The organism is Oceanicella actignis (assembly GCF_008124525.1).
Lineage (GTDB): Bacteria > Pseudomonadota > Alphaproteobacteria > Rhodobacterales > Rhodobacteraceae > Oceanicella > Oceanicella actignis.
This window is the reverse complement of sequence record NZ_VNHJ01000012.1, coordinates 1-18,256: the sequence shown is the minus strand read 5'-3', so window position 1 is coordinate 18,256 and position 18,256 is coordinate 1. Positions and strand designations below refer to the sequence as shown.

Here is an 18,256-nt window from a genome sequence, read left to right as displayed (position 1 = left end):
CTTCTGAAGCAGCGGTATCGTCGGTGTGGCTCAGCTTTGGGTGCCGAGAGTTCGAACGGCGGATCTGATGCGTTCGTCCTCGGCGTCCATCAGCGACTGGCCGAGCTCGTAAGCTCTCTGGATTTTGACCATGTTGGCCATTTCCAGGACGGGCTGGACGTTGGATTTTTCGATGTAGCCTTGGTGGATCGAGAAATCGCCCGCGGGTTCCGTCCCGGAGTCTGAGACGAAGAGCGATCCATGGAGCCTCTCGAGCTTTGTTGGATCCGTTGGTCGAACCACGCCGATCACGGCGACAGGCGCTCCGTCGGCCGAGATCGTGCCATTGGGAGCGACGCTTATGGAGCGTGCTTCCGGCGACACGAAAATCGGAGCGCCGCCTTCATCCAGAACGCGGTGCCCATCGGCGGTGACCAGCTCGCCATCCGCGTTTCGAGAGAATGCGCCGGCGCGGGTGAGGGCCTCGCCGCTCGGCGTCATGATTCTGAAGAAGCCATCTCCGACTATGGCCAGGTCGAAAACTCCGCCGGTGAGCGAAAGCTCGCCTTGGGAAAGGTCTGTGGTTCGAACCCGGGCGTCGGCCATGGAGATCGAGCCCCCCTCGACGTCGGCTTTCTTCACGAACTCGGAGAAAAGTGCGCCTTCCTTCTTGAAGCCCGTGCTCGCCATGTTCGCGATGTTCGATGCCGTGATGTCGATGAGGTTGGTCAGAGACCTCAACCTCGTGACGGAGACGTAAACGGAATTATCCATCTGACAGGGCCTTCTCGACCATTTCCCGTGAATTCTTCGCGTGCTCGAGGGTAGCCCGGGAATGCTTAAGAGATGGTTCAGGCGGAAGATTTGCTGTGCTGGTTTCTTGCGCGCGGGCCTTCGCAAGATCCGCCAGCACCGGGTCGGGAAGGAGTTTGGCGGCTTCGCGCCAGGCGCCTGCACGCCAAGCCAGCAGTCCCCGCCTTTGAGCATCGTCCTCGCCTCGCAGCTGCGACACGGCGAGCGCCGCGGCGTAGTCGCCCGCCCGTTCCAGAACTTTTTCTCGGGTTTTGAGCGCCTTGTCGCCGCGGAGCCCTGAGAGCAGAATCAGTGCTCGTTCGGTCTCGCCCAATTCTGCGAGCGCGGCGGCAGCAACGATGCGTGCACCCGTGACCCCTCGTTCTAGGGGCGGCGCAACCACCTTCAGCGCGAGGTTCGGAAGAGCGATCTCAAGCAGCTTTGTCGCGATGTCTATCCGCGCTTGGTCAGCGCCCGGATCGCCGCCGACCAGATCGACATGCTCCGCAACGGCCGCCGCATAGGCTGCTTCTCCGACTTCCTCGGGTTGAGTGGTTGTGAAGATATAGCGCGCAGCCTTTTGAATCGTCGCGATATCTGAACTGGCATCCCTCAATTGGCGCGCGAGGATCTGAATGGCTTCCGAGAACCCTTTGATCCCCGCCTTTGCGACAGCCTCGGTGACCTTCAGCTGCGCGCCCAGTTCCGTGCCGCGTGTCAGAAACGCAGCCAGGGTGGCTTCGAAGACAAAGTCTTCGGGCGGGACGCCACGTCTTGCCGCGATGCTCTCGCCCAGTCGAATCATGGCTCTGAAAGCTTCAGGGCCTCGGCTTTTGGCGAGTTTTCGAAGTATTTTCTCGGCCTCCGCAGCGTTTCCTTCGGCGAGGTGGTATTCCGCCCGCGCGAGCTTCAAGAGTTCGCTTTGGGCGCTGGGGGACCGCTCAGTCACCAGAAGCAGCGCATTGGCTTCCTTAAGATGATTTGTCGCAACAAGGCGCTGGATGATTCCGGGTGCGAGCAGACCGCGCACGGCGCCCGGCATTTCAGCCAGAAGAGATCTCAGCCGTTCGAAGTCATTATTGGACATCGTGGTGAGATCGAGCAGTCCAGCAGCTGCGCGCCAAAGCATGCTCGCATCGCTACAGCGCGCGGACGCGCGCAATTCGCCATTCGGATCGACGGGTTGTCCGCGAACGACGGAAGCCAGCTCATACAGGGTGGAGAGTTCGGGCGTCCGAGAATGCAGCGAAGCAATAAGCGTGTGAGCTTCTTCTCCCATGCCGGCGGCTATGTATGCTTTGGCCAGGCGAGACGCGATTTCATGTCTGGGCTTGTCAAACTCCCCGTAGAGGGATTGCCGAAGCTCCGATATTTCTTCGTGCCAGTTTCCTTCCGGCAGCCATTTCTCTCCGTCGAACCAAGCGCTCGGCGGACAGTCCTTGCGGGGCGTCCGCGGTGGCGTCTTTGGTTCCGACAGGCCATCCAAGACTGAGCGGACGGCGATCTGAGGCTTGGGGTCGGAGGGATCCACATGCGTAGAGACGGCGCTGCCAATCGAGCTCAGTTTTGGCGACGGAGCGTTGGAGTGCAGGTTCGTTTCCGGGGGATGGGCAGCGGCGTTTCGCGCCTTGGCGTCATGGCGCGTCGAATGATCCGTGGGGACTTGGCGCTTGATGATCTTTTCCTCGCCGGGCGCCCGCGAATCGGCGGGCGGGGCCTTGAATGCAACAAGGCCTTGTTCCGCCGCGCGAGTAAGTTGTTCGAGCAGGCGTGCCTGAGCTTTCTTGATCGATTCGGCCGTCGCCTCGGGAAAGCCGGAATGTGCGGCGCCGGCGCGCGGCGCCCGCTTTTCGCTTTCCTGAGGCTTGGCTTCGACCGCGTGCGGCGCTTCCTCTTGCGTCCCGCCGTTCGGTCTGGCGTGCTCGGGGCGAGGCCCGGCCGTCTTGTCGCGGATGTCCAGGACGAGCATGTTCGCGCCGAACAGATAGGCATCCAGGACGCAGTCGCAGGCGAGGCCGAGGCTGAGCTCCGTTGCCGTTTCGGTCTGGCGCGTTGTCGCAAAGAGGACGCGCGACGCCTTTCTCTGCGGCGTGATCTCGGTCAGATCGAAATCGAGCTGTCGCTGTGGGAAGTTGATCGTCACGCTCCGGTCGCCGCGATCTATCTTCCACACGCCTACTGGGCTCAGATCGATCGCGATGCGGCTGAATCCGGGGTGTTCGCCCGCGCGAACGCGCGCCTTTTCCGGGGATTGCTCCGCCGCCTTCGCCGCGACGGCGGCGGCGATGAAGAGGAGCGCGGCGAACGAGCGCATCATGCCGGGGCCGCCTTCGCGCCGCGCAGCGCTTCGTTCAGGTCGCCGAAGCTGGGGCGAAGCTCGCGCGGGGTGTTCTGACGACCGACCTCTACGCAGATGTCGGGCGCGTGGTTGTGCAGGTTCGCGACCAACACTTCGCGGATAAGAGCGTAGAACTGATGATCGGCTTCGACGACCGCCTTGACCTTGGCGGCGAAGGGGCCGACCAGGCCATAGGCGAGGAACACGCCGAGAAAGGTTCCGACGAGCGCGCCGCCGATCATCTTGCCGAGGACGGCCGGCGGTTGGTCGATCGCGGCCATGGTCTTGATGACGCCCAGAACCGCGGCCACGATGCCGAGGGCGGGCAGGCCGTCGGCCATGTTCTGAAGCGCGTGGCTGGAGTGCAGCGAGTGGTGCAGCTTCTGCTCGAGCTGCTTCTCAAGAACCTCTTCGACCTGATGAGGGTCGTCATAGTTCATGGTGCCGGCGCGGAGCGTATCGCATATCAGGTCGACCGCGGCGGCGTCCGACTGGATGCGCGGATATTTCGAGAAGATCGCGGATTCCTGCGGCGATTCGATGTGCGGCTCCAGGTCCATCGGGTTGGCGCGCCCGATGCGGATCAGTTCGAAAAGCAGACAGAGCAGATCCTGATAGTCCTGCGGTTTCCACTTCGGGCCCTTGAAGACCTTTCCGACGTCGGAGAGCGTGTGCTTGACGGTGCTCATGTCGTTGGCGAGCACGAAGGAGCCGATGGCGGCGCCTCCGATCATCGCCAACTCGAAGGGCAGGGCGTGCAGGATGATTCCGAGCTTGCCTCCGGCGGCCACATAGCCGCCGAACACCATGACAAGGGTGATGACGATGCCGACGATGCCGATCATGCGAACCTCTCGTTCTCAGGCGGCTGCGAATCCCCGCAGGCCTCCGTCAATGTGCCCGCGCACCGGTTAAGAAGGTCCGAAGGTCACTCGGTCGGGACGTTCGCGTTTCGTCCGGCGACGATGACGCTGATCGCATAGGCTTTTTCGGGCGACATCGCAGCCATGATCGCGGCGGCGGCGTTCTTGTTCATGCGGGCGACGAGGCCCGCGGCGAACGTCACCTCCATCGATTCGAGCACGCGCGCCGCGTTCTTGGGCTTCATCGCCTCGTAAACGGAGACCAGGCGGGCGATATCCTTCTCGGCGGCCTTGTCGGCCAGCGCCAGGGTTTCGGCCAGGCTCGCCTCGGCCGCCTTGACGCGGGCGAGCTGTTCGTCGAGTTCGGCGCGCGCCGCTTCGAGCAGCTTCTCCCGGTCGGCCAGCGCGCCCTCGCGCGCGTCGAGCTGCGCCTGGCGCTCGCGCAGCGCCGCCAGCAGGCCGCCGGGGTCGGGACAGTCTTCGGCGGCGGCCTTGGTCTGGGGCGCTCCGTGCTCGGAGGCCAGGTGCGCCGCCTCCTTGGCGATGGCGCCGTCCGGGTCCGCCAGGCGCAGGCCGGCCGAGGCCGCGAAGCACAGCCCGACGATCGTGAGCGCGCCCGGACGGTTCATCGCCGGCCCTCCGCGGCGAGCGCCTTTTCGATCTCGCGCTGAAGGGCGGCGATGACCTCTTCGCGCGACGCGAGCGCCGTCTTGCCGGGGCGGGATCGCTCGAGCGGCGCGCGGCCTGGCGCGGCCGGCCCGGCCCGGTCGGCGGCGGGCTTCGCCGCCGCGGGCGGCTCGGGGAAGACGACGGCGGGCTCTTCGGCGGGCTCTGCGGTCCGTTCAGCCGAAGCTTGCGCGTGTCCGGGCGAGGCCGCGGGCGCCTCGACCCTGGACCCCTCGCGCGGATCGGCCGACGGTTCGGGCTCTGCGGCGGCGGTTTCGGCGCGGGCGGCCTCGCGGGGGGCGACCTCGGGGGCGGCGGCTTCGGCCGGCGCCTCTTTGGCCGGCCTGGCGCGCGCAGGGCGCGGGCGCGCGGTCGGTTGAGGCTGGGTCCGCTCGCGCTCGTGCAGCGTCGCGAGAAGAAGCTCCAGGCGGCCCGCGGCGATTTCCGCGCGGGCGGTGCGCTCGGCCAGCTGCTTGACCGAATCGCCCGAGGCGAGCTTCGCCGCCTCGAGCGTGCGGCGCATCTCTTCGCTCTGGCGCGCCAGAGCGGCCACGGCGGCGCCCAGGCCGTTGTCGAGGTCGCGAAGCTTGCGCAGCCTGCCCGCCAGAACATGGCAGTAGATCACCGCGACGAGAGTCGCCGCGATCAGCAGTCCATCGGCAATGAGGGCCATTCTAGCCTCCGTGGAAGATGGTCATTTCAACAGGAACCGCGTGATCAGAAGGTCGCGCACGCGGCCTTCGCCGGTCACCATCGCGATGCGCCGCAACATGTGGGCGCGGAGCTTGGGCAGGGCGCTGGGCTCTTCCAGGTCGCGCTCCTCGACCGCGCGCAGATAGGTGTTCAGAACGTCGAGGATCCGCGGCATGAGGAGCTTCACCTCTTCGTCATAGCCGGGTTCGACCTCGAGCTGGGCGGCGAAGACCAAGTGCCGCGCCTTGGCGCGGGGGCCGAGCGAGATGACGATCTCGTCGATGGGAACGAAGGCGACCGGGGGAAGATCCTTCGGCTTGGGGCGCGCGGCGGCCTCGTGCTTGGCCGCGCCGCCGATCGGCAGGGCGACCATGCCCGACCAGGTGGCGTAGAACCCCGCCCCGCCCAGGACCAGCATGGCGACGAGGCCGAACAGGAGCCCCTTGCCGCCGCCCTTGGGCTTGGCGCCCTCTTCGGTTTCGACTTCGATCTGCGCGGCGCTGGCCATTGCCGTCCTCTTGCGGAGAATCCCTTCGCCTCCGGTTGTAGGCCCGCACGGCTAATCGAAGGTTAAGATCGTCGCCGCCGGCCTTGCGGGCGGCGCGCGCCGGGGGGTATGCGTGCGAGGCCGAGGCGATCGAAAGGGGCTGGCGGATGGGCATGGAGCGGGCGCGAGCGGGGCTTGCCGCGGCGATCGGCGCGGCCGTTCTGGCGGCCGGGGCCGGCGCGTGGGGGCTGTCCGGCTGGATCGAGGAGCGCACGCGCGCGCAGGTGTCCGAGGCCTTGGCCGATCATCCATGGGTCCGCGCGCAGGTCGACGGCGCGCTGGTCCGGGCAAGCGGGCGCGCGCCCGATGAGCGCGCGGCGATGGAGGTTCTCGAGGCCTTGGCGCGGATCGGCGGGTTCACCCGCTTGCGCAGCGAGATCGAGGCGCCCCAGGCCGGCGCCCGGCCCAGGGCCGAGCCCCCCAGGGTTGCCGCGCCGGCGCGCGCCGCGCGGCTGGTGCTGACGCGCCGCGGGCGCGAGGTCACGATCAGCGGCGCGGCCCCGGCGCCCGCAGCGGGCGCGTTGGGCGACGCGCTGCGCGAGGCGGGGCAGGACCTGCGCATCAGCGACGTTTCCCTGCCCGAGGCGGCGCCCGCGCCGGACGGTTGGTTGGCCGCCGAGCGCCTGGCGGCGCGCGCCCTCGCGCTGCTCGAGGACGCCACTGTCGAGATCGCGCCCGGCCGCGTCGGCGTGCGCGCCGCCGCGCCGTCGGCCAAGGCGGCGGCCGAGGCCGAGCGGGCGCTCGAGGCGGCGCGTCCCGAAGGGGTTCAGCTCGATCTGAGCATCTCCGCCCCGCCGCCGCGGCGCGCGCCGTTTTCCTTCGCCTTGCTGCGGACGGCTCAGGGCTGGACGCTCGAGCGGTGTCATGCCGCCGATCGCGACGACGCGCGGCGCATCGAGGCCGCCTTGCGCGCCGCTTCCCCCGAGGGCTTTGACGGCGCGCGGTGCGAGCCCGCCCTTGGCGCGCCGAGCGAGCGCTGGGCCGACGCCGCCCTTGCCGGGATCTCGGCGCTGGCGACGCTGCCGGCGGGGCGCTTTGCGCTGGAGGATTCGCGCGCGGCGCTCGAGGCCCTGCCGCCCACGGACGCCGACGCCTTCGCGCGCGCCGGCAGGGGGCTCTCGGCCGCGCTGGACGGCGCCTTCTCCCTTGCGCTGAGCGGGCCGGGCGCGGTCGAGCAACCGCCGGCGCCGCCCGTTTTCGCGGCCCGGCTGTCGCGGGGCGGGGCGCTGGCGCTGGCCGGAACGGCCCCGGACGAGGCCACGCGCGGCGCGGTGGTTTCGCTGGCGCGCTCGCTGGCCGGCGGGCATCCGGTGTCGGACGGCCTGCGGGCGTCGGGCGCCGCGGCGGTCGATCCGGCCTGGCGGCGGGCGGCTTTGGCGGCCCTGTCGGCGCTGCTTGCGCTGGACGAGGGCGTGGCGCGCTATGACGGCGCATCGATCAGCCTCGCTGGGCGCGCGCGCAGCGCCGAAGCGCTGGTCGCGATGAAGCGGGCGCTGGCCGAGGCTCCTGCCGACGGCCTGCAGGTGCTTTCGCGGGTGACGATCGACCTGCCCGCCGCCGCCGCCGAGCTGCCGCTTGGCCCCGCGCGCTGCGCCGAGGCGCTTTCGGCGATCGTCGCCGCAACGCCGCTGAATTTCGCTCCGGGATCGGCCGCGTTCGCGCCGGGCGCCGAGGCGACGCTCGATGCGCTGGCGGCGACTTTCGGGCGATGCCGGGGCGGCGTGGTCGAGATCCAGGGGCACACCGACTCGCAAGGCCGCGAGGAGACGAACCTGGCTCTGTCGCGCGCGCGCGCCGAGGCCGTGCTGGCGGCCATGCAGGCGCGCGGCGTGTCGTTGACGGTGATGCGCGCGCGCGGATATGGCGAGTCGGCGCCCGTCGCGCCGAACGACACCGAGGAAGGGCGCGCGCGCAACAGGCGGATCGCCTTTGCGCCTTGGGCGCCGGGCGGCGGACAGGAGGACGGGCGATGACCAGGGCGGAGCTGACGGCGGCTCTTTTCGCGGCGCTTCTGGCCGCGGCGGCGATCGGATGGGCGCTTCACTGGCTCTGGCGGCGGGCGGCGCATGCGCATGCCCATGACCCCGACCTGCATTCCGAGATGGCCGAGCTGCTGCACGCGACCAAGCTGGAACGCGACCAGGCCCGCCAGGCCTTGCGCGAGACGGTAGAGCGCATGACGGCCGAGCGCGCGCAGAGCGAGTCGCGCCTGAAGGCGCAGCTGGCCGAGCGCGAGGCCGAACTTGCCGCCATCATGGACACCGTTGGCGACCTGCGCCGTCAGATCGCCGCGCTGCGCGCAGGGGCGGGCGGCGACGCGGCGCGCGACGCGCAGGACTGAGCGCCGCATCCGCCCCTTCCGGGCGGCGTCCCGGATCGCCCATCGACGGGCGCCGCGCAAGGGGCGGCCGACGGGGCGGCGGACGGGGCCGCCGGCGCGCGCCGAGGGCAGGTTCGCGGCCGCGCCGTTGCGGGGTTGCGGGCGCCTTTCGGCGCGATTACCGTGCTGTGATCACAAAACGATCAGGACGCGGTTTTCATGACCTGCCAGACCACGAGCCTTGCCGAAGCGCTGCTGAACGCCGACCCCGACGCCCCGCCGCCGCAAACGCTGCCCGAGGGCGCGCACACGGTGGCGGTTGGCGTGGCGGATCTGAACGGCGTGCTGCGCGGCAAGCGCGTGTCGGCGTCGCATTGGCCCTCGGTGGCGCGGCGCGGCATCGCGCTCGACAACACCTTCTTCTCGATGGATGTGACCAGCCAGCTGACGCCCAACAGCTATTCAGGTCCCGAAAGCGGCTATCCCGACCTGTTCGTGATCCCGCGCGGCCCGTTGCGTCCGATCCCCTGGGAAGAGGGCGTGTGGATGACCCTGGGCCGGGCGCAGGACCACCTCGGCAATCCCGTTCCCATCGACCCGCGCCAGCCGCTTCTGCGCGCCGTCGCGCGCGCGCGCGCGATGGGGTTCGAGGTGCAGATCGGCGCCGAGCTCGAGTTCTACCTGCTCGACCCCGCCACCCGCCGCCCGCGCGAGAAGCGCATGGAGTGCTACGGCCTCGCGCGGGCGGCCGAGCTGGAGCCGGTGCTCGGGCCGATCCGCCGTCATCTCGAGGCCATGGGCGTGCCCATCGAGCAGTCCAATCCCGAATTCGCCCCCGGCCAGGTCGAGGTCAATCTGCGCTACGGGCCGGCGCTGGCCGCGGCCGACCACGCGGCGCTGCTGCGCGGCATGGTCAAGCAGCTGGCGCGCCAACATGGGCTGATCGCCAGCTTCATGGCCAAGCCCTTCATCGAGCATTCGGGCTCGGGCTTTCACATGCATCACTCGCTCTGGCGCGACGGGCGCAACGCCTTCGCCGAGGACGGGCGGCTCAACGCCCTCGGGCGCGCCTATCTGGCGGGGCTGCAGCGGCACATGGCGCAGATGTCCCTGGTCGGCTCGACCACCCCGAACGCCTATCGCCGGCGCAAGCCATACACCTATTGCCCGGTCAACGCCTCGTGGGCGGTCGACAACCGCACCGTCGGGCTGCGGGTGATCGAGGGCGCGGACCCCGCCGTGCGGATCGAGAAGCGCGACGGCGCCGCAGACGCCAACCCCTATCTGCTGATGGCCGCCGAGATCGAGGCCGGCCTGCGCGGGATCGAGATGGGGTGGGAGCCCGAGCCGCCCTCGGCCGGCGACGCCTATGCCGAGGCGCGCCACGACCCCTTGCCCGCCAGCATCGCCGAGGCGCTGCGCCTTGCGCATGGCTCGACCTTCCTGCGCGAGGCGCTGGGCGAGCAGATGCTGGAGCTGCTCATCACCCAGGCCGAGCGCGAGCTGGCCAAGGTCGAAGATCAGGTCACCCCGGTCGAGATCGAGCGCTATCTCGAAGCGATGTGAGCGCGCGGCCCGGCGCGGCCGCGCGCGCCCCGATCAGCCGTCGCGGCCGCTCTGGGCCAGCTTGAGCAGCACGGCCGAGAAGTCCTTGCCCGCGCCGCCCTCGGCGACGAACTGCTCGTAAAGCTCGGTCGCCCGGCGGCCCATGGGGGTGGCGGCGTCGGCGGCCTCGGCGGCCTGCTGGCTGAGCTTGAGGTCCTTGAGCATCAGCTCGGCCGCGAAGCCGGGCTTGTAGTCGTTGTCGGCGGGCGACTTGGGCCCCACGCCGGGCGCCGGGCAATAGGTGTTGATCGACCAGCACGAGCCCGACGAGGTGGACACGACGTCGAACATCTTCTGCCGGTCGAGGCCCAGCTTGTCGGCCAGGGCGAAGGCCTCGCACACCGCCAGCATCGAGATGCCCAGGATCATGTTGTTGCAGATCTTGGCCGCCTGGCCCGCTCCGGCCGGGCCGCAATGCACCGCCTTGGCGCCCATCACGTCGAAAAGGGGCCGGGCGGCGGCGAAGGCCTGCTCCGAGCCGCCGGCCATGAAGGTCAGCGTGCCCGCCGCGGCGCCGCCGACGCCGCCCGAGACCGGCGCGTCCACCGACAGAAGGCCCGCCTCCTGCGCCATCTGGTGCGCCGCGCGGGCGCTGTCCACGTCGACGGTCGAGCAGTCGATCAGCACGGCGCCGGGGCGCGCCGCGGGCACGATCTGGGCGTAGACCGATTTCAGGATCTCGCCATTGGGCAGCATCGTGATCACGGCGTCCTTGTCCCGCGCCGCCTCGGCCGCCGAGGCGGCCCGCGCCACGCCCTCGACCTCGACCGGGTTCAGGTCGAAGCCCGTCACCTCGTAGCCCGCCTTGGCCAGGTTCGCGGCCATCGGCGCGCCCATGTTGCCAAGACCGATGAAGCCGATCTTCTTCATGGCGTCTCTCCCTTCGCGTTCGCGCCCGCCCCGGCCGGGGTCAGAGCGTCAGTTCGTTCTCGCCCAGCGGCGCCAGCATGGCGTCGACCTTTTCGGGCGGCAGATCCTCGAGCCGCGCCACCTGCCAGCGCGGCGAGCGGTCCTTGTCGATGACGGCGGCGCGGATGCCCTCGAGGAACTCGCCCTCTTCGGTGCAGCGCCACGAGAAGCGATACTCGCGCGCCAGCGCCGCCTTGAGGTCGGGCAGGGCGCGCGCCTCGCGGATCAGGCGCAGGGCGCAGGCGACCGACAGCGGGCAGTTGCGCCGGATGGCGCGCGCCGCGTCCTGCGCCCAGGCCTCGTCGCTGGCTTCGAGCGCGCGCACCACTCCCAGCGCGTCGGGCGCGTCATAGGCGCGGTCGATGGCTGGGCGCAGCGGCGCCAGGGTCGCCTCGGGCGCGGGCTCGGCCATGGCGGCGATGGCGGCCGGATCGCCCGAGGCTTCGAGCTCGGCGATCAGCGCGGGCAGGCGCTCGGCGCGCATGTAGACGTCGGCGAACCCGGTCAGGATGGCGTCGCCCGCGCCGACCCGCGCGCCCGTCAGGCCCAGATGCTCGCCCAGCCGGCCGGGCGCGCGCGACAGGATGAAGGTGCCGCCCACATCCGGCACCAGCCCGATGCCGCATTCGGGCATGGCGAGCAGCGTGCGCTCGGTCACCACGCGGTGCGAGCCATGGGCCGAGACGCCCACGCCCCCGCCCATCACGATGCCGTCCATCAGCGCCACATAGGGCTTGGGATAGGCGCCGATCAGCGCGTTGAGGCGGTATTCGTCGGCCCAGAAGCGCCGGCCATAGGCGAAGTCGCCCGCCCGGCCGCGGTCATAGAGCAGCTGGATGTCGCCGCCCGCGCAGAAGGCGCGATCGCCCGCGCCGTCGATGACCACCAGCTGCACGCGCGGATCCTCGCGCCAGGCGCGCAGGGCGCGCTCGATCTCCAGCGCCATCTCGTGCGTCAGCGCGTTCAGCGCCTTGGGGCGGTTGAGCGTGATGCGCCCGGCGCGGCCCGAAACGCGGATCTCGACCTCGGCCATCAGCCCCGCTCCGCCAGCAGCGCGCGCGCCACGATCACGCGCATGATTTCGTTCGTGCCCTCGAGAATCTGGTGCACGCGCAGGTCGCGCACGATCTTCTCGATGCCGTAGTCCTCGAGATAGCCGTAGCCGCCATGCAGCTGCAGCGCCTCGTTGGCGACGCGGAAGGCGACGTCGGTGACGAAGCGCTTGGCCATGGCGCAATGCCTGGTGGCGTCGGGCGCGCCCTGGTCCAGCTTCCAGGCCGCCTGGCGCAGGAAGACGCGCGCGGCCTGAAGCTCGGTCTCCATGTCGGCAAGGCGGAACTGCAGCGCCTGGAACTGATCCAGCGTGCGGCCGAAGGCCTTGCGCTCGCCCATGTAGGCCAGCGCCTTGTCAAGGCAGGCCTGCGCGCCGCCCAGGGCCGCAGCGGCGATGTTCAGCCGCCCGCCGTCCAGCCCGGCCATGGCGTATTTGAAGCCCTTGCCCTCCTCGCCCAGCAGGTTTTCGGCCGGAACCAGGCAGTCGTCCATCTGCACCTGCGCGGTGGGCTGAGCCTTCCAGCCCATCTTGCGCTCCTGCGCGCCGAAGCTCAGGCCGGGCGCGTCCGAGGGAACCAGGATGCACGAGATGCCGCGCGGCCCCTCTTCGCCGGTGCGCGACATGACCAGGTAGACGTCCGAGTAGCCCCCGCCCGAGATGAAGGCCTTGGTCCCGTTCAGCTTCCAGCCCTCGGGGGTGCGCTCGGCGCGGGTGCGCAGCGCGGCGGCGTCCGAGCCCGAGCCCGGCTCGGTCAGGCAGTAGCTGGCCACGGTCTCGAGCGCGCAGATCCCCGGCAGCCACTTGCGGCGCATCTCGTCCGATGCGTAGGCGTCGATCATGCGCGCGCACATGTTGTGGATCGAGATGAACGAGGCCACCGAGGGGCACGCCATGGCCAGCGCCTCGAAGATCAGCGTGGCGTCCAGCCGGCCGAGGCCCGTTCCCCCGACATCCTCCGAGACGTAGACGCCGCCGAAGCCAAGGCGGCCGGCCTCGCGCAGAAGCTCGCGCGGGATGGTTCCCTGGCGCTCCCATTCGGCGGCGTGCGGGGCGATGCGCTCGGCCCCGAACTCGCGCGCCATGTCGAAGATCGCCTGTTGCTCGTCGCTGAGGGCGAAATCCATGTCCGAACTCCCATTCTCCGCCGATGTGCCGCAGGAAGGGCGCCCGCGCCGCGCGGCGGCGGCGCGGGCGCGCGCGTTCAGCGCATGGTCGGGATCGAGAACTCGGCGCCGTCCTTGATGCCCGAGGGCCAGCGCGAGGTGACCGTCTTGGTCCGCGTGTAGAAGCGGAAGGCGTCCGGGCCGTGCTGGTTCAGGTCGCCGAAGGCCGACTTCTTCCAGCCGCCGAAGGTGTGGTAGGCCAGCGGCACCGGGATCGGCACGTTCACGCCCACCATGCCCACGTTGACGCGGGCGCAGTAGTCGCGCGCGGCGTCGCCGTCGCGGGTGAAGATGGCGGTGCCGTTGCCATACTGGTTGGTCATGACGAGGTTGAGCGCCTCTTCATAGGAATTGACGCGGACGGTGGACAGGACCGGGCCGAAGATCTCTTCCTTGTAGATGTCCATGTCGGGCGTGACGTTGTCGAACAGGCAGGCGCCGACGAAGAAGCCGTTCTCGTAGCCCTGCATGACGAAGCCGCGCCCGTCGACGACCAGCTTGGCGCCCTGCTCGACGCCCTTGTCCACCAGCCCCAGGATGCGGCGCTTGGCCTCGGCGGTGACGACGGGGCCGAAATCGACGTCGTCGCCGGCGGTGTAGGGCGCGATCTTCAGCGCCTCGACGCGGGGCGCCAGCTTCTCGATCAGGCGGTCGGCGGTCTCCTTGCCCACGGGGACGGCGACCGAGATGGCCATGCAGCGCTCGCCCGCCGCGCCGTAGCCCGCGCCCACCAGCGCGTCCACCGCCTGGTCGAGGTCGGCGTCGGGCATGATGACCATGTGGTTCTTGGCGCCGCCGAAGCACTGCACGCGCTTGCCCGCCGCGCAGCCGCGCGCATAGACGTATTGCGCGATCGGGGTCGAGCCGACGAAGCCGACCGCGGCGATGTCCTCGTGATCGAGGATGGCGTCCACGGCCTCCTTGTCGCCGTTGACGACCTGCAGGATGCCGTCGGGCAGGCCCGCCTCCTGCATCAGCTCGGCCAGCATCAGCGGCACCGAGGGGTCGCGCTCGGACGGCTTGAGGATGAAGGCGTTGCCCGCCGCGATGGCCGGGCAGAACTTCCACATCGGGATCATGGCCGGGAAGTTGAACGGGGTGATGCCCGCGGCCACGCCCAGCGGCTGGCGCATGGAATACATGTCGATGCCGGGGCCGGCGCCGTCGGTGTATTCGCCCTTGAGCAGGTGCGGCGCGCCGATGCAGAACTCGGCGACCTCGAGCCCGCGGATCACGTCGCCCTTGGCGTCGGGAAGGGTCTTGCCGTGCTCGCGCGACAGGGCCTCGGCCAGCTTGTCCATGTCGCGGTGCAGAAGGCGCACGAACTCCATCAGCACGCGCGCGCGGCGCTGGGGGTTGGTGGCGGCCCAGGCGGGCTGGGCGGCCTTCGCGCCCTCGACGGCGGCGTTCAGCTCCTCGACCGAGGCCAGGGGGCACTTCTTCTCGACCTCGCCGGTGGCGGGGTTGTAGACGTCGGCGAAGCGGCCCGACGTGCCCTTGACATGCTTGCCGTTGATCCAGTGCGTAAGTTCGATGGTCATGCGTTCACCTCCCTTGGGGCGGCCCGGCGGAGGGCCGGGCGCGCGATGCGCATTGCGCCTGTGGGCAACATCCATGAAAAATGCCCATATGCAATGCGAAGATTTCGCATTCGGTTGTGCATTCATGCACAATGGCGCGGGCTGGACGAGCGCGGAGGCGCGGCATGAACTGGGATGACCTGCGCTTCTTCCTTCAGGTCGCGCGCACCGGCCGCCTGACCCAGGCGGCGCGCGCGCTGGGGGTGGACCATGCCACGGTCTCGCGGCGCATCGGCGCGCTCGAGGATGCGGTGCAGGCCAAGCTGTTCGACCGCTCGCCGCGCGGCTATGCGCTGACCGAGGCGGGGCAGCGCCTGCTGCCGGCGGCCGAGGCGATCGAAAGCGCGGCCATGTCCGGCGCCGCGGCGGTGGGCGGGCGCCAGCATGCGCTGTCGGGCGCGGTACGGGTCGGCATGCCTGAGGGCGCGGCCTCGCACCTTGTGACCGAGACGGCGGCATTGCTGTGCGATGCGCATCCGCAGCTCGAGCTGCAGATCGTCGCCCTGCCGCGCAGCTTTTCGCTCAGCCAGCGCGAGGCCGACTTCGCCGTCGTGGTGACGCCGCCCGAAAGCGGCCGGCTGCGGATTCGCAAGATCGCCGACTATCACCTGCGCCTTTATGCGGCGCGCAGCTTTCTGGCCGGGCGCGAGCCGCGCAGCCTTGACGACCTGCGCGGGATGCGCGGGGTGGGCTACGTTCAGGACCTGATCTTCGACAAGGGGCTGGACTATGTGGCCGAGATCGGCGGCGGGCTGTCGCCGCAGCTGACCTCGACCAGCCTTCTCGTGCAGCTCGAGCTGACGCTGGCCGGGGGCGGGCTGTGCATCCTGCCCGACTTCATGGCCCGCCGCCGCCCCGAGCTGGTCCCCGTCCTGCCCGAGCAGACCTGCCTGACGCGCGCCTACTGGCTGGTGCTGCACCAGAACACGGCCGAGATTCCGCGCATCCGCCGCGTCGCCCACGCCTTCGCGGACGCGATGCGCCAGAAGCTGGCCGAAGCCGAGGCTCAGCCGCCCGACAGCGCCGCGAAGGCCACATAGGGCGCAGCCTGCGCCGCCATGCCGGCCAGGATCAGCGCCCGCGCGCCCGCCGAGCGGAAGCGGCGCCAGAGTAGAACGCTCAGCGCCGCGCAGGCCGCGACCTCGATCGGGGCGACGAGCCAGCCGAAGCGGGATGGCTCCCAGTAGCTGACGGGGCTGTGGAACACCCAGTCGCTGACCGGCCAGAAATGCGGCCGCGCATCGCTGTTGTGGAGCGGCAGATCGAACGCCAGGTGCAGCAGGCCCGCCGCGGCGAAGACGGCCAGCGCCCGACGTTCGAGCGCAAGGCCGGCGATGAGCAGGGCGCTCCACAGCGGGATCGAGTTGTCGATTGCGAAGATCCCCTGCCAGAACGCGTCGCGGTAGTCATGCTCGAAGATCCGCCGCCAGTCATGCCCGACGGCGAAGCGTTGCCACGCCACCATGACGTATAGCGAAAGGTCCGGCGCAAAGCCGCCGACCAGCGCGGCCAGGTTCCGCAGCGCGCCGCCCGGATCGGCCCGCTGCGGCGGGCGGGCCAGCGCGGCCGCTGCGAAGATCATGTGCGCCGGCGTGTGCATCCAGCCTTCTTCCCTGACGGCGCGCGGCCGCTTGCCCGGTCAAACGGCCGGCATGCGGTAGCTGACCGCCTCGGCGACATGGGCCCGGCCCACCTGCTCGGCCCCGTCCAGATCCGCCGCGGTCAGCGCCACGCGCAGCACGCGCGTCCAGCCCCGCGCCGACAGCCCAAGCCTGTCCGCGGCCCGGATCAGAAGCGCGCGGGCCTGCTCGCTGAGCCGCACGGTCTTCTCGATCACGGCGCCGTCCACGCGCGCGTTCACGCGCGCCTCGACCCCGGCCTCGCGCCAACGCGCCGCCTGCCTTTCGCGCGCGCGCGCGACCCGCGCGGCGACCGCGGCGCTGGGCTCGCCTTGCGGAAGGCGCGCCAGCTCGGAGGCCGGCTGCGCCGGAGTCTCGACATGCAGGTCGATGCGGTCAAGCAGCGGCCCCGAGATCCGTCTGCGATAGTCCTGACCGCATTTCGGCGCGCGATTGCACGCGCGCGAGGGGTCGGCCAGCTGGCCGCAGCGGCAAGGGTTCATCGCAGCCACAAGCTGCACCGAGGCCGGATAGGTGACATGCGCATTGGCGCGCGCGATCGCCGCGACGCCGGATTCGAGCGGCTGGCGCAAGCTTTCCAGCGCGGGGCGCGAGAATTCGGGCAACTCGTCCAGAAACAGCACGCCGTTGTGCGCCAGGCTCACCTGGCCGGGCGCAGCATCGCGGCCGCCGCCCGCCAGCGCGGCCATCGACGCCGAGTGGTGCGGCGCGCAAAAAGGGCGCCGCCGCACCGGCGCGCCGCGCTCCAGCAGCCCGGCGACCGAGCGGATCATGGTCGTTTCGAGCGCCTCCTCCGGCGTCAGGGGCGGCAAAATGCCGGGCAGGCGCTCGGCAAGCATCGACTTGCCCACGCCCGGGGGGCCGATCAGAAGCAGATTGTGGCCCCCCGCCGCGGCCAGCTCCAGCGCCCTGCGCGCGCGCTCCTGCCCCTTCACGTCGGCCAGGTCGCGGATCGTCTCGGGGCCGTTGTCCGGCCCGGCCGGGCTGGGTCTGGGAAGCGGGCGCTTGCCGTTGTAGTGGTTGACCAAGGCCAGCAGGCTTGCGGGCGCGAGGATCTCGGCCGCCCCGACCAGGGCCGCCTCGGGACCGTTCTCGGCCGGGCAGACCAGAGGCATGTCCGCCTGCGCCGCGGCCAACGCCGCGGGCAGCGCGCCGGTGACGGACCGGATCGCGCCGTCCAGCCCCAGCTCGCCGATGGCGGTGACGCGCAGCGCCGGGTCCGGCGGCAGAACTCCGAGGCCGGCCATGATGCAGATGGCGATCGGCAGGTCGTAATGGGCGCCCTTCTTGGGCAGGTCTGCGGGCGACAGGTTGACCACGATCTTTCGGGGCGGGATCGACACGCCAAGCGACGCAAGCGCCGCGCGGACCCGTTCGCGCGATTCCGCAACCGCCTTGTCGGGCAGCCCGACGACCGAGAACGAGGGCACGCCCGGGGTCATCATGCACTCGACCCTGATGGGGCGGGCCTCGATGCCGACGAAGGCGACGCTGTGGCAGCTTTGGGTCATGCTGGGGGTCATGCCGGCCTCCTTGGCTGGCAGCGTCGCCGCGCCGTGGTTAACGCTCGGTAAACCGAAAGCGCGCCGCCGCCACGATTTTTTTGCGAGAATGGGGTTGCGTTGGGATTTCGAATCTCCTAGATAGCGCGTCACCGGCAGCGAGGGCGGCGGCGACGTCGCCTCGGGGTTGGTTCAGCGGCGGCACGGATTTCGGGGCGCGTTTTTGCAAGGGAACGCACTCGTCGTCTGTCGCTCGGCTCTTTGACATTGCGTATGGAAGGGATATGCGGACGGCTGGGTTGTTTCGACGACCGGACGTCTGGATATCGGCCTCTAGGGCTGGCTTTTGGCTGGCTCGATGATGAGGTGTCAGCTTCACGCTTGGCGGCTCGGGTTTTCCGTGAGGGGACTTGAGCATGTCGAGAGTGACGATGTGCAGAGGTTCGAACGTCAAGGACGTCGCTGAGCGACGTTTCAACTTGAGAGTTTGATCCTGGCTCAGAACGAACGCTGGCGGCAGGCCTAACACATGCAAGTCGAGCGGGCCCTTCGGGGTCAGCGGCGGACGGGTGAGTAACGCGTGGGAACGTGCCTTTCGGTTCGGA

General features: G+C 70.0%; 16 protein-coding genes and 1 rRNA gene. 5 read left to right on the top strand and 12 right to left on the bottom strand.

From position 1 onward, the window contains the following. Positions 1–30: 30 nt before the first annotated feature. The 6 genes from LY05_RS13985 to LY05_RS13960 form a co-directional block, all read right to left on the bottom strand. Positions 31–753, bottom strand: coding sequence for a flagellar hook-basal body complex protein (locus tag LY05_RS13985; protein ID WP_148923561.1), 723 nt, complete (start codon positions 751–753; stop codon positions 31–33). Beyond that, a complete protein-coding gene (locus tag LY05_RS13980; protein ID WP_148923560.1) occupies positions 746–3,088 on the bottom strand; it encodes a tetratricopeptide repeat protein in 2,343 nt (780 codons plus the stop codon). The genes LY05_RS13985 and LY05_RS13980 overlap by 8 nt, the downstream gene beginning before the upstream one ends. Then, the gene (gene motA / locus LY05_RS13975; protein WP_148923559.1) at positions 3,085–3,954 is read right to left on the bottom strand and encodes a flagellar motor stator protein MotA; all 870 of its coding nucleotides are present in this window, start codon (positions 3,952–3,954) and stop codon (positions 3,085–3,087) included. The genes LY05_RS13980 and motA overlap by 4 nt, the downstream gene beginning before the upstream one ends. 83 nt (positions 3,955–4,037) lie before the next feature. Then, the gene (locus tag LY05_RS13970) at positions 4,038–4,601 is read right to left on the bottom strand and encodes a MotE family protein (protein ID WP_072747184.1); all 564 of its coding nucleotides are present in this window, start codon (positions 4,599–4,601) and stop codon (positions 4,038–4,040) included. Beyond that, complete coding sequence (locus LY05_RS13965; protein WP_148923558.1) at positions 4,598–5,311, bottom strand: hypothetical protein; 714 nt, start codon at positions 5,309–5,311, stop codon at positions 4,598–4,600. The genes LY05_RS13970 and LY05_RS13965 overlap by 4 nt, the downstream gene beginning before the upstream one ends. Before the next feature lie 21 nt (positions 5,312–5,332). Continuing rightward, positions 5,333–5,839 (bottom strand): flagellar basal body-associated FliL family protein, encoded by a 507-nt coding sequence (locus LY05_RS13960; protein ID WP_148923557.1) that lies wholly within the window; start codon positions 5,837–5,839, stop codon positions 5,333–5,335. A 152-nt stretch (positions 5,840–5,991) separates the two neighbouring features. Between LY05_RS13960 and LY05_RS15575 the strand changes: the two genes are divergently transcribed. The 3 genes from LY05_RS15575 (at position 5,992) to LY05_RS13945 (ending at position 9,764) form a co-directional block, all read left to right on the top strand. Then, positions 5,992–7,851: an OmpA family protein gene (locus LY05_RS15575; protein WP_148923556.1), complete on the top strand. Its 1,860-nt coding sequence runs from the start codon at positions 5,992–5,994 to the stop codon at positions 7,849–7,851. Beyond that, positions 7,848–8,219: a hypothetical protein gene (locus tag LY05_RS13950; protein ID WP_072747188.1), complete on the top strand. Its 372-nt coding sequence runs from the start codon at positions 7,848–7,850 to the stop codon at positions 8,217–8,219. Before LY05_RS15575 ends, LY05_RS13950 begins: the two co-directional genes overlap by 4 nt. A 198-nt stretch (positions 8,220–8,417) precedes the next feature. Beyond that, on the top strand, positions 8,418–9,764 hold the full coding sequence (locus LY05_RS13945; RefSeq protein WP_148923555.1) for a glutamine synthetase family protein: 1,347 nt from the start codon (positions 8,418–8,420) through the stop codon (positions 9,762–9,764). A 33-nt stretch (positions 9,765–9,797) separates the two neighbouring features. Here LY05_RS13945 and mmsB read toward each other — a convergent pair whose 3' ends face one another. The 4 genes from mmsB to LY05_RS13925 form a co-directional block, all read right to left on the bottom strand. Next, positions 9,798–10,673 carry a 3-hydroxyisobutyrate dehydrogenase gene (gene mmsB / locus LY05_RS13940; protein ID WP_072747189.1) on the bottom strand — a complete coding sequence of 292 codons (876 nt, stop codon included), beginning with the start codon at positions 10,671–10,673 and terminating at the stop codon, positions 9,798–9,800. A 40-nt stretch (positions 10,674–10,713) separates the two neighbouring features. Further along, on the bottom strand, positions 10,714–11,745 hold the full coding sequence (locus tag LY05_RS13935) for an enoyl-CoA hydratase/isomerase family protein (protein ID WP_072747190.1): 1,032 nt from the start codon (positions 11,743–11,745) through the stop codon (positions 10,714–10,716). After that, positions 11,745–12,890: an acyl-CoA dehydrogenase family protein gene (locus tag LY05_RS13930; protein ID WP_148923554.1), complete on the bottom strand. Its 1,146-nt coding sequence runs from the start codon at positions 12,888–12,890 to the stop codon at positions 11,745–11,747. Before LY05_RS13930 ends, LY05_RS13935 begins: the two co-directional genes overlap by 1 nt. A gap of 77 nt (positions 12,891–12,967) precedes the next feature. Continuing rightward, positions 12,968–14,470, bottom strand: coding sequence for a CoA-acylating methylmalonate-semialdehyde dehydrogenase (locus LY05_RS13925; protein WP_072747192.1), 1,503 nt, complete (start codon positions 14,468–14,470; stop codon positions 12,968–12,970). Positions 14,471–14,634: 164 nt separating this feature from the next. On the opposite strand from LY05_RS13925, the gene LY05_RS13920 reads away from it, so the two are divergent. After that, positions 14,635–15,549 (top strand): LysR family transcriptional regulator, encoded by a 915-nt coding sequence (locus LY05_RS13920; RefSeq protein ID WP_072747193.1) that lies wholly within the window; start codon positions 14,635–14,637, stop codon positions 15,547–15,549. Here the strand turns inward: LY05_RS13920 and LY05_RS13915 are convergent. Both LY05_RS13915 and LY05_RS13910 read right to left on the bottom strand, forming a co-directional pair. Further along, positions 15,516–16,109, bottom strand: coding sequence for a cobalamin biosynthesis protein CobQ (locus tag LY05_RS13915; protein ID WP_148923553.1), 594 nt, complete (start codon positions 16,107–16,109; stop codon positions 15,516–15,518). The genes LY05_RS13920 and LY05_RS13915 overlap by 34 nt on opposite strands. A 39-nt stretch (positions 16,110–16,148) precedes the next feature. Further along, a complete protein-coding gene (locus tag LY05_RS13910; protein WP_148923590.1) occupies positions 16,149–17,660 on the bottom strand; it encodes a YifB family Mg chelatase-like AAA ATPase in 1,512 nt (503 codons plus the stop codon). Between the two features lie 466 nt (positions 17,661–18,126). On the opposite strand from LY05_RS13910, the gene LY05_RS13905 reads away from it, so the two are divergent. Further along, positions 18,127–18,256, top strand: a 16S ribosomal RNA gene (locus LY05_RS13905); the annotation flags it as partial.

Coding starts and splice junctions, on each gene's coding strand:
- LY05_RS13985 (WP_148923561.1), bottom strand. CDS start 753: ATGGATAATTCCGTTTACGTCTCCGTCACGAGGTTGAGGTCTCTGACC.
- LY05_RS13980 (WP_148923560.1), bottom strand. CDS start 3,088: ATGATGCGCTCGTTCGCCGCGCTCCTCTTCATCGCCGCCGCCGTCGCG.
- motA (WP_148923559.1), bottom strand. CDS start 3,954: ATGATCGGCATCGTCGGCATCGTCATCACCCTTGTCATGGTGTTCGGC.
- LY05_RS13970 (WP_072747184.1), bottom strand. CDS start 4,601: ATGAACCGTCCGGGCGCGCTCACGATCGTCGGGCTGTGCTTCGCGGCC.
- LY05_RS13965 (WP_148923558.1), bottom strand. CDS start 5,311: ATGGCCCTCATTGCCGATGGACTGCTGATCGCGGCGACTCTCGTCGCG.
- LY05_RS13960 (WP_148923557.1), bottom strand. CDS start 5,839: ATGGCCAGCGCCGCGCAGATCGAAGTCGAAACCGAAGAGGGCGCCAAG.
- LY05_RS15575 (WP_148923556.1), top strand. CDS start 5,992: ATGGAGCGGGCGCGAGCGGGGCTTGCCGCGGCGATCGGCGCGGCCGTT.
- LY05_RS13950 (WP_072747188.1), top strand. CDS start 7,848: ATGACCAGGGCGGAGCTGACGGCGGCTCTTTTCGCGGCGCTTCTGGCC.
- LY05_RS13945 (WP_148923555.1), top strand. CDS start 8,418: ATGACCTGCCAGACCACGAGCCTTGCCGAAGCGCTGCTGAACGCCGAC.
- mmsB (WP_072747189.1), bottom strand. CDS start 10,673: ATGAAGAAGATCGGCTTCATCGGTCTTGGCAACATGGGCGCGCCGATG.
- LY05_RS13935 (WP_072747190.1), bottom strand. CDS start 11,745: ATGGCCGAGGTCGAGATCCGCGTTTCGGGCCGCGCCGGGCGCATCACG.
- LY05_RS13930 (WP_148923554.1), bottom strand. CDS start 12,890: ATGGATTTCGCCCTCAGCGACGAGCAACAGGCGATCTTCGACATGGCG.
- LY05_RS13925 (WP_072747192.1), bottom strand. CDS start 14,470: ATGACCATCGAACTTACGCACTGGATCAACGGCAAGCATGTCAAGGGC.
- LY05_RS13920 (WP_072747193.1), top strand. CDS start 14,635: ATGAACTGGGATGACCTGCGCTTCTTCCTTCAGGTCGCGCGCACCGGC.
- LY05_RS13915 (WP_148923553.1), bottom strand. CDS start 16,109: ATGCACACGCCGGCGCACATGATCTTCGCAGCGGCCGCGCTGGCCCGC.
- LY05_RS13910 (WP_148923590.1), bottom strand. CDS start 17,660: ATGACCCAAAGCTGCCACAGCGTCGCCTTCGTCGGCATCGAGGCCCGC.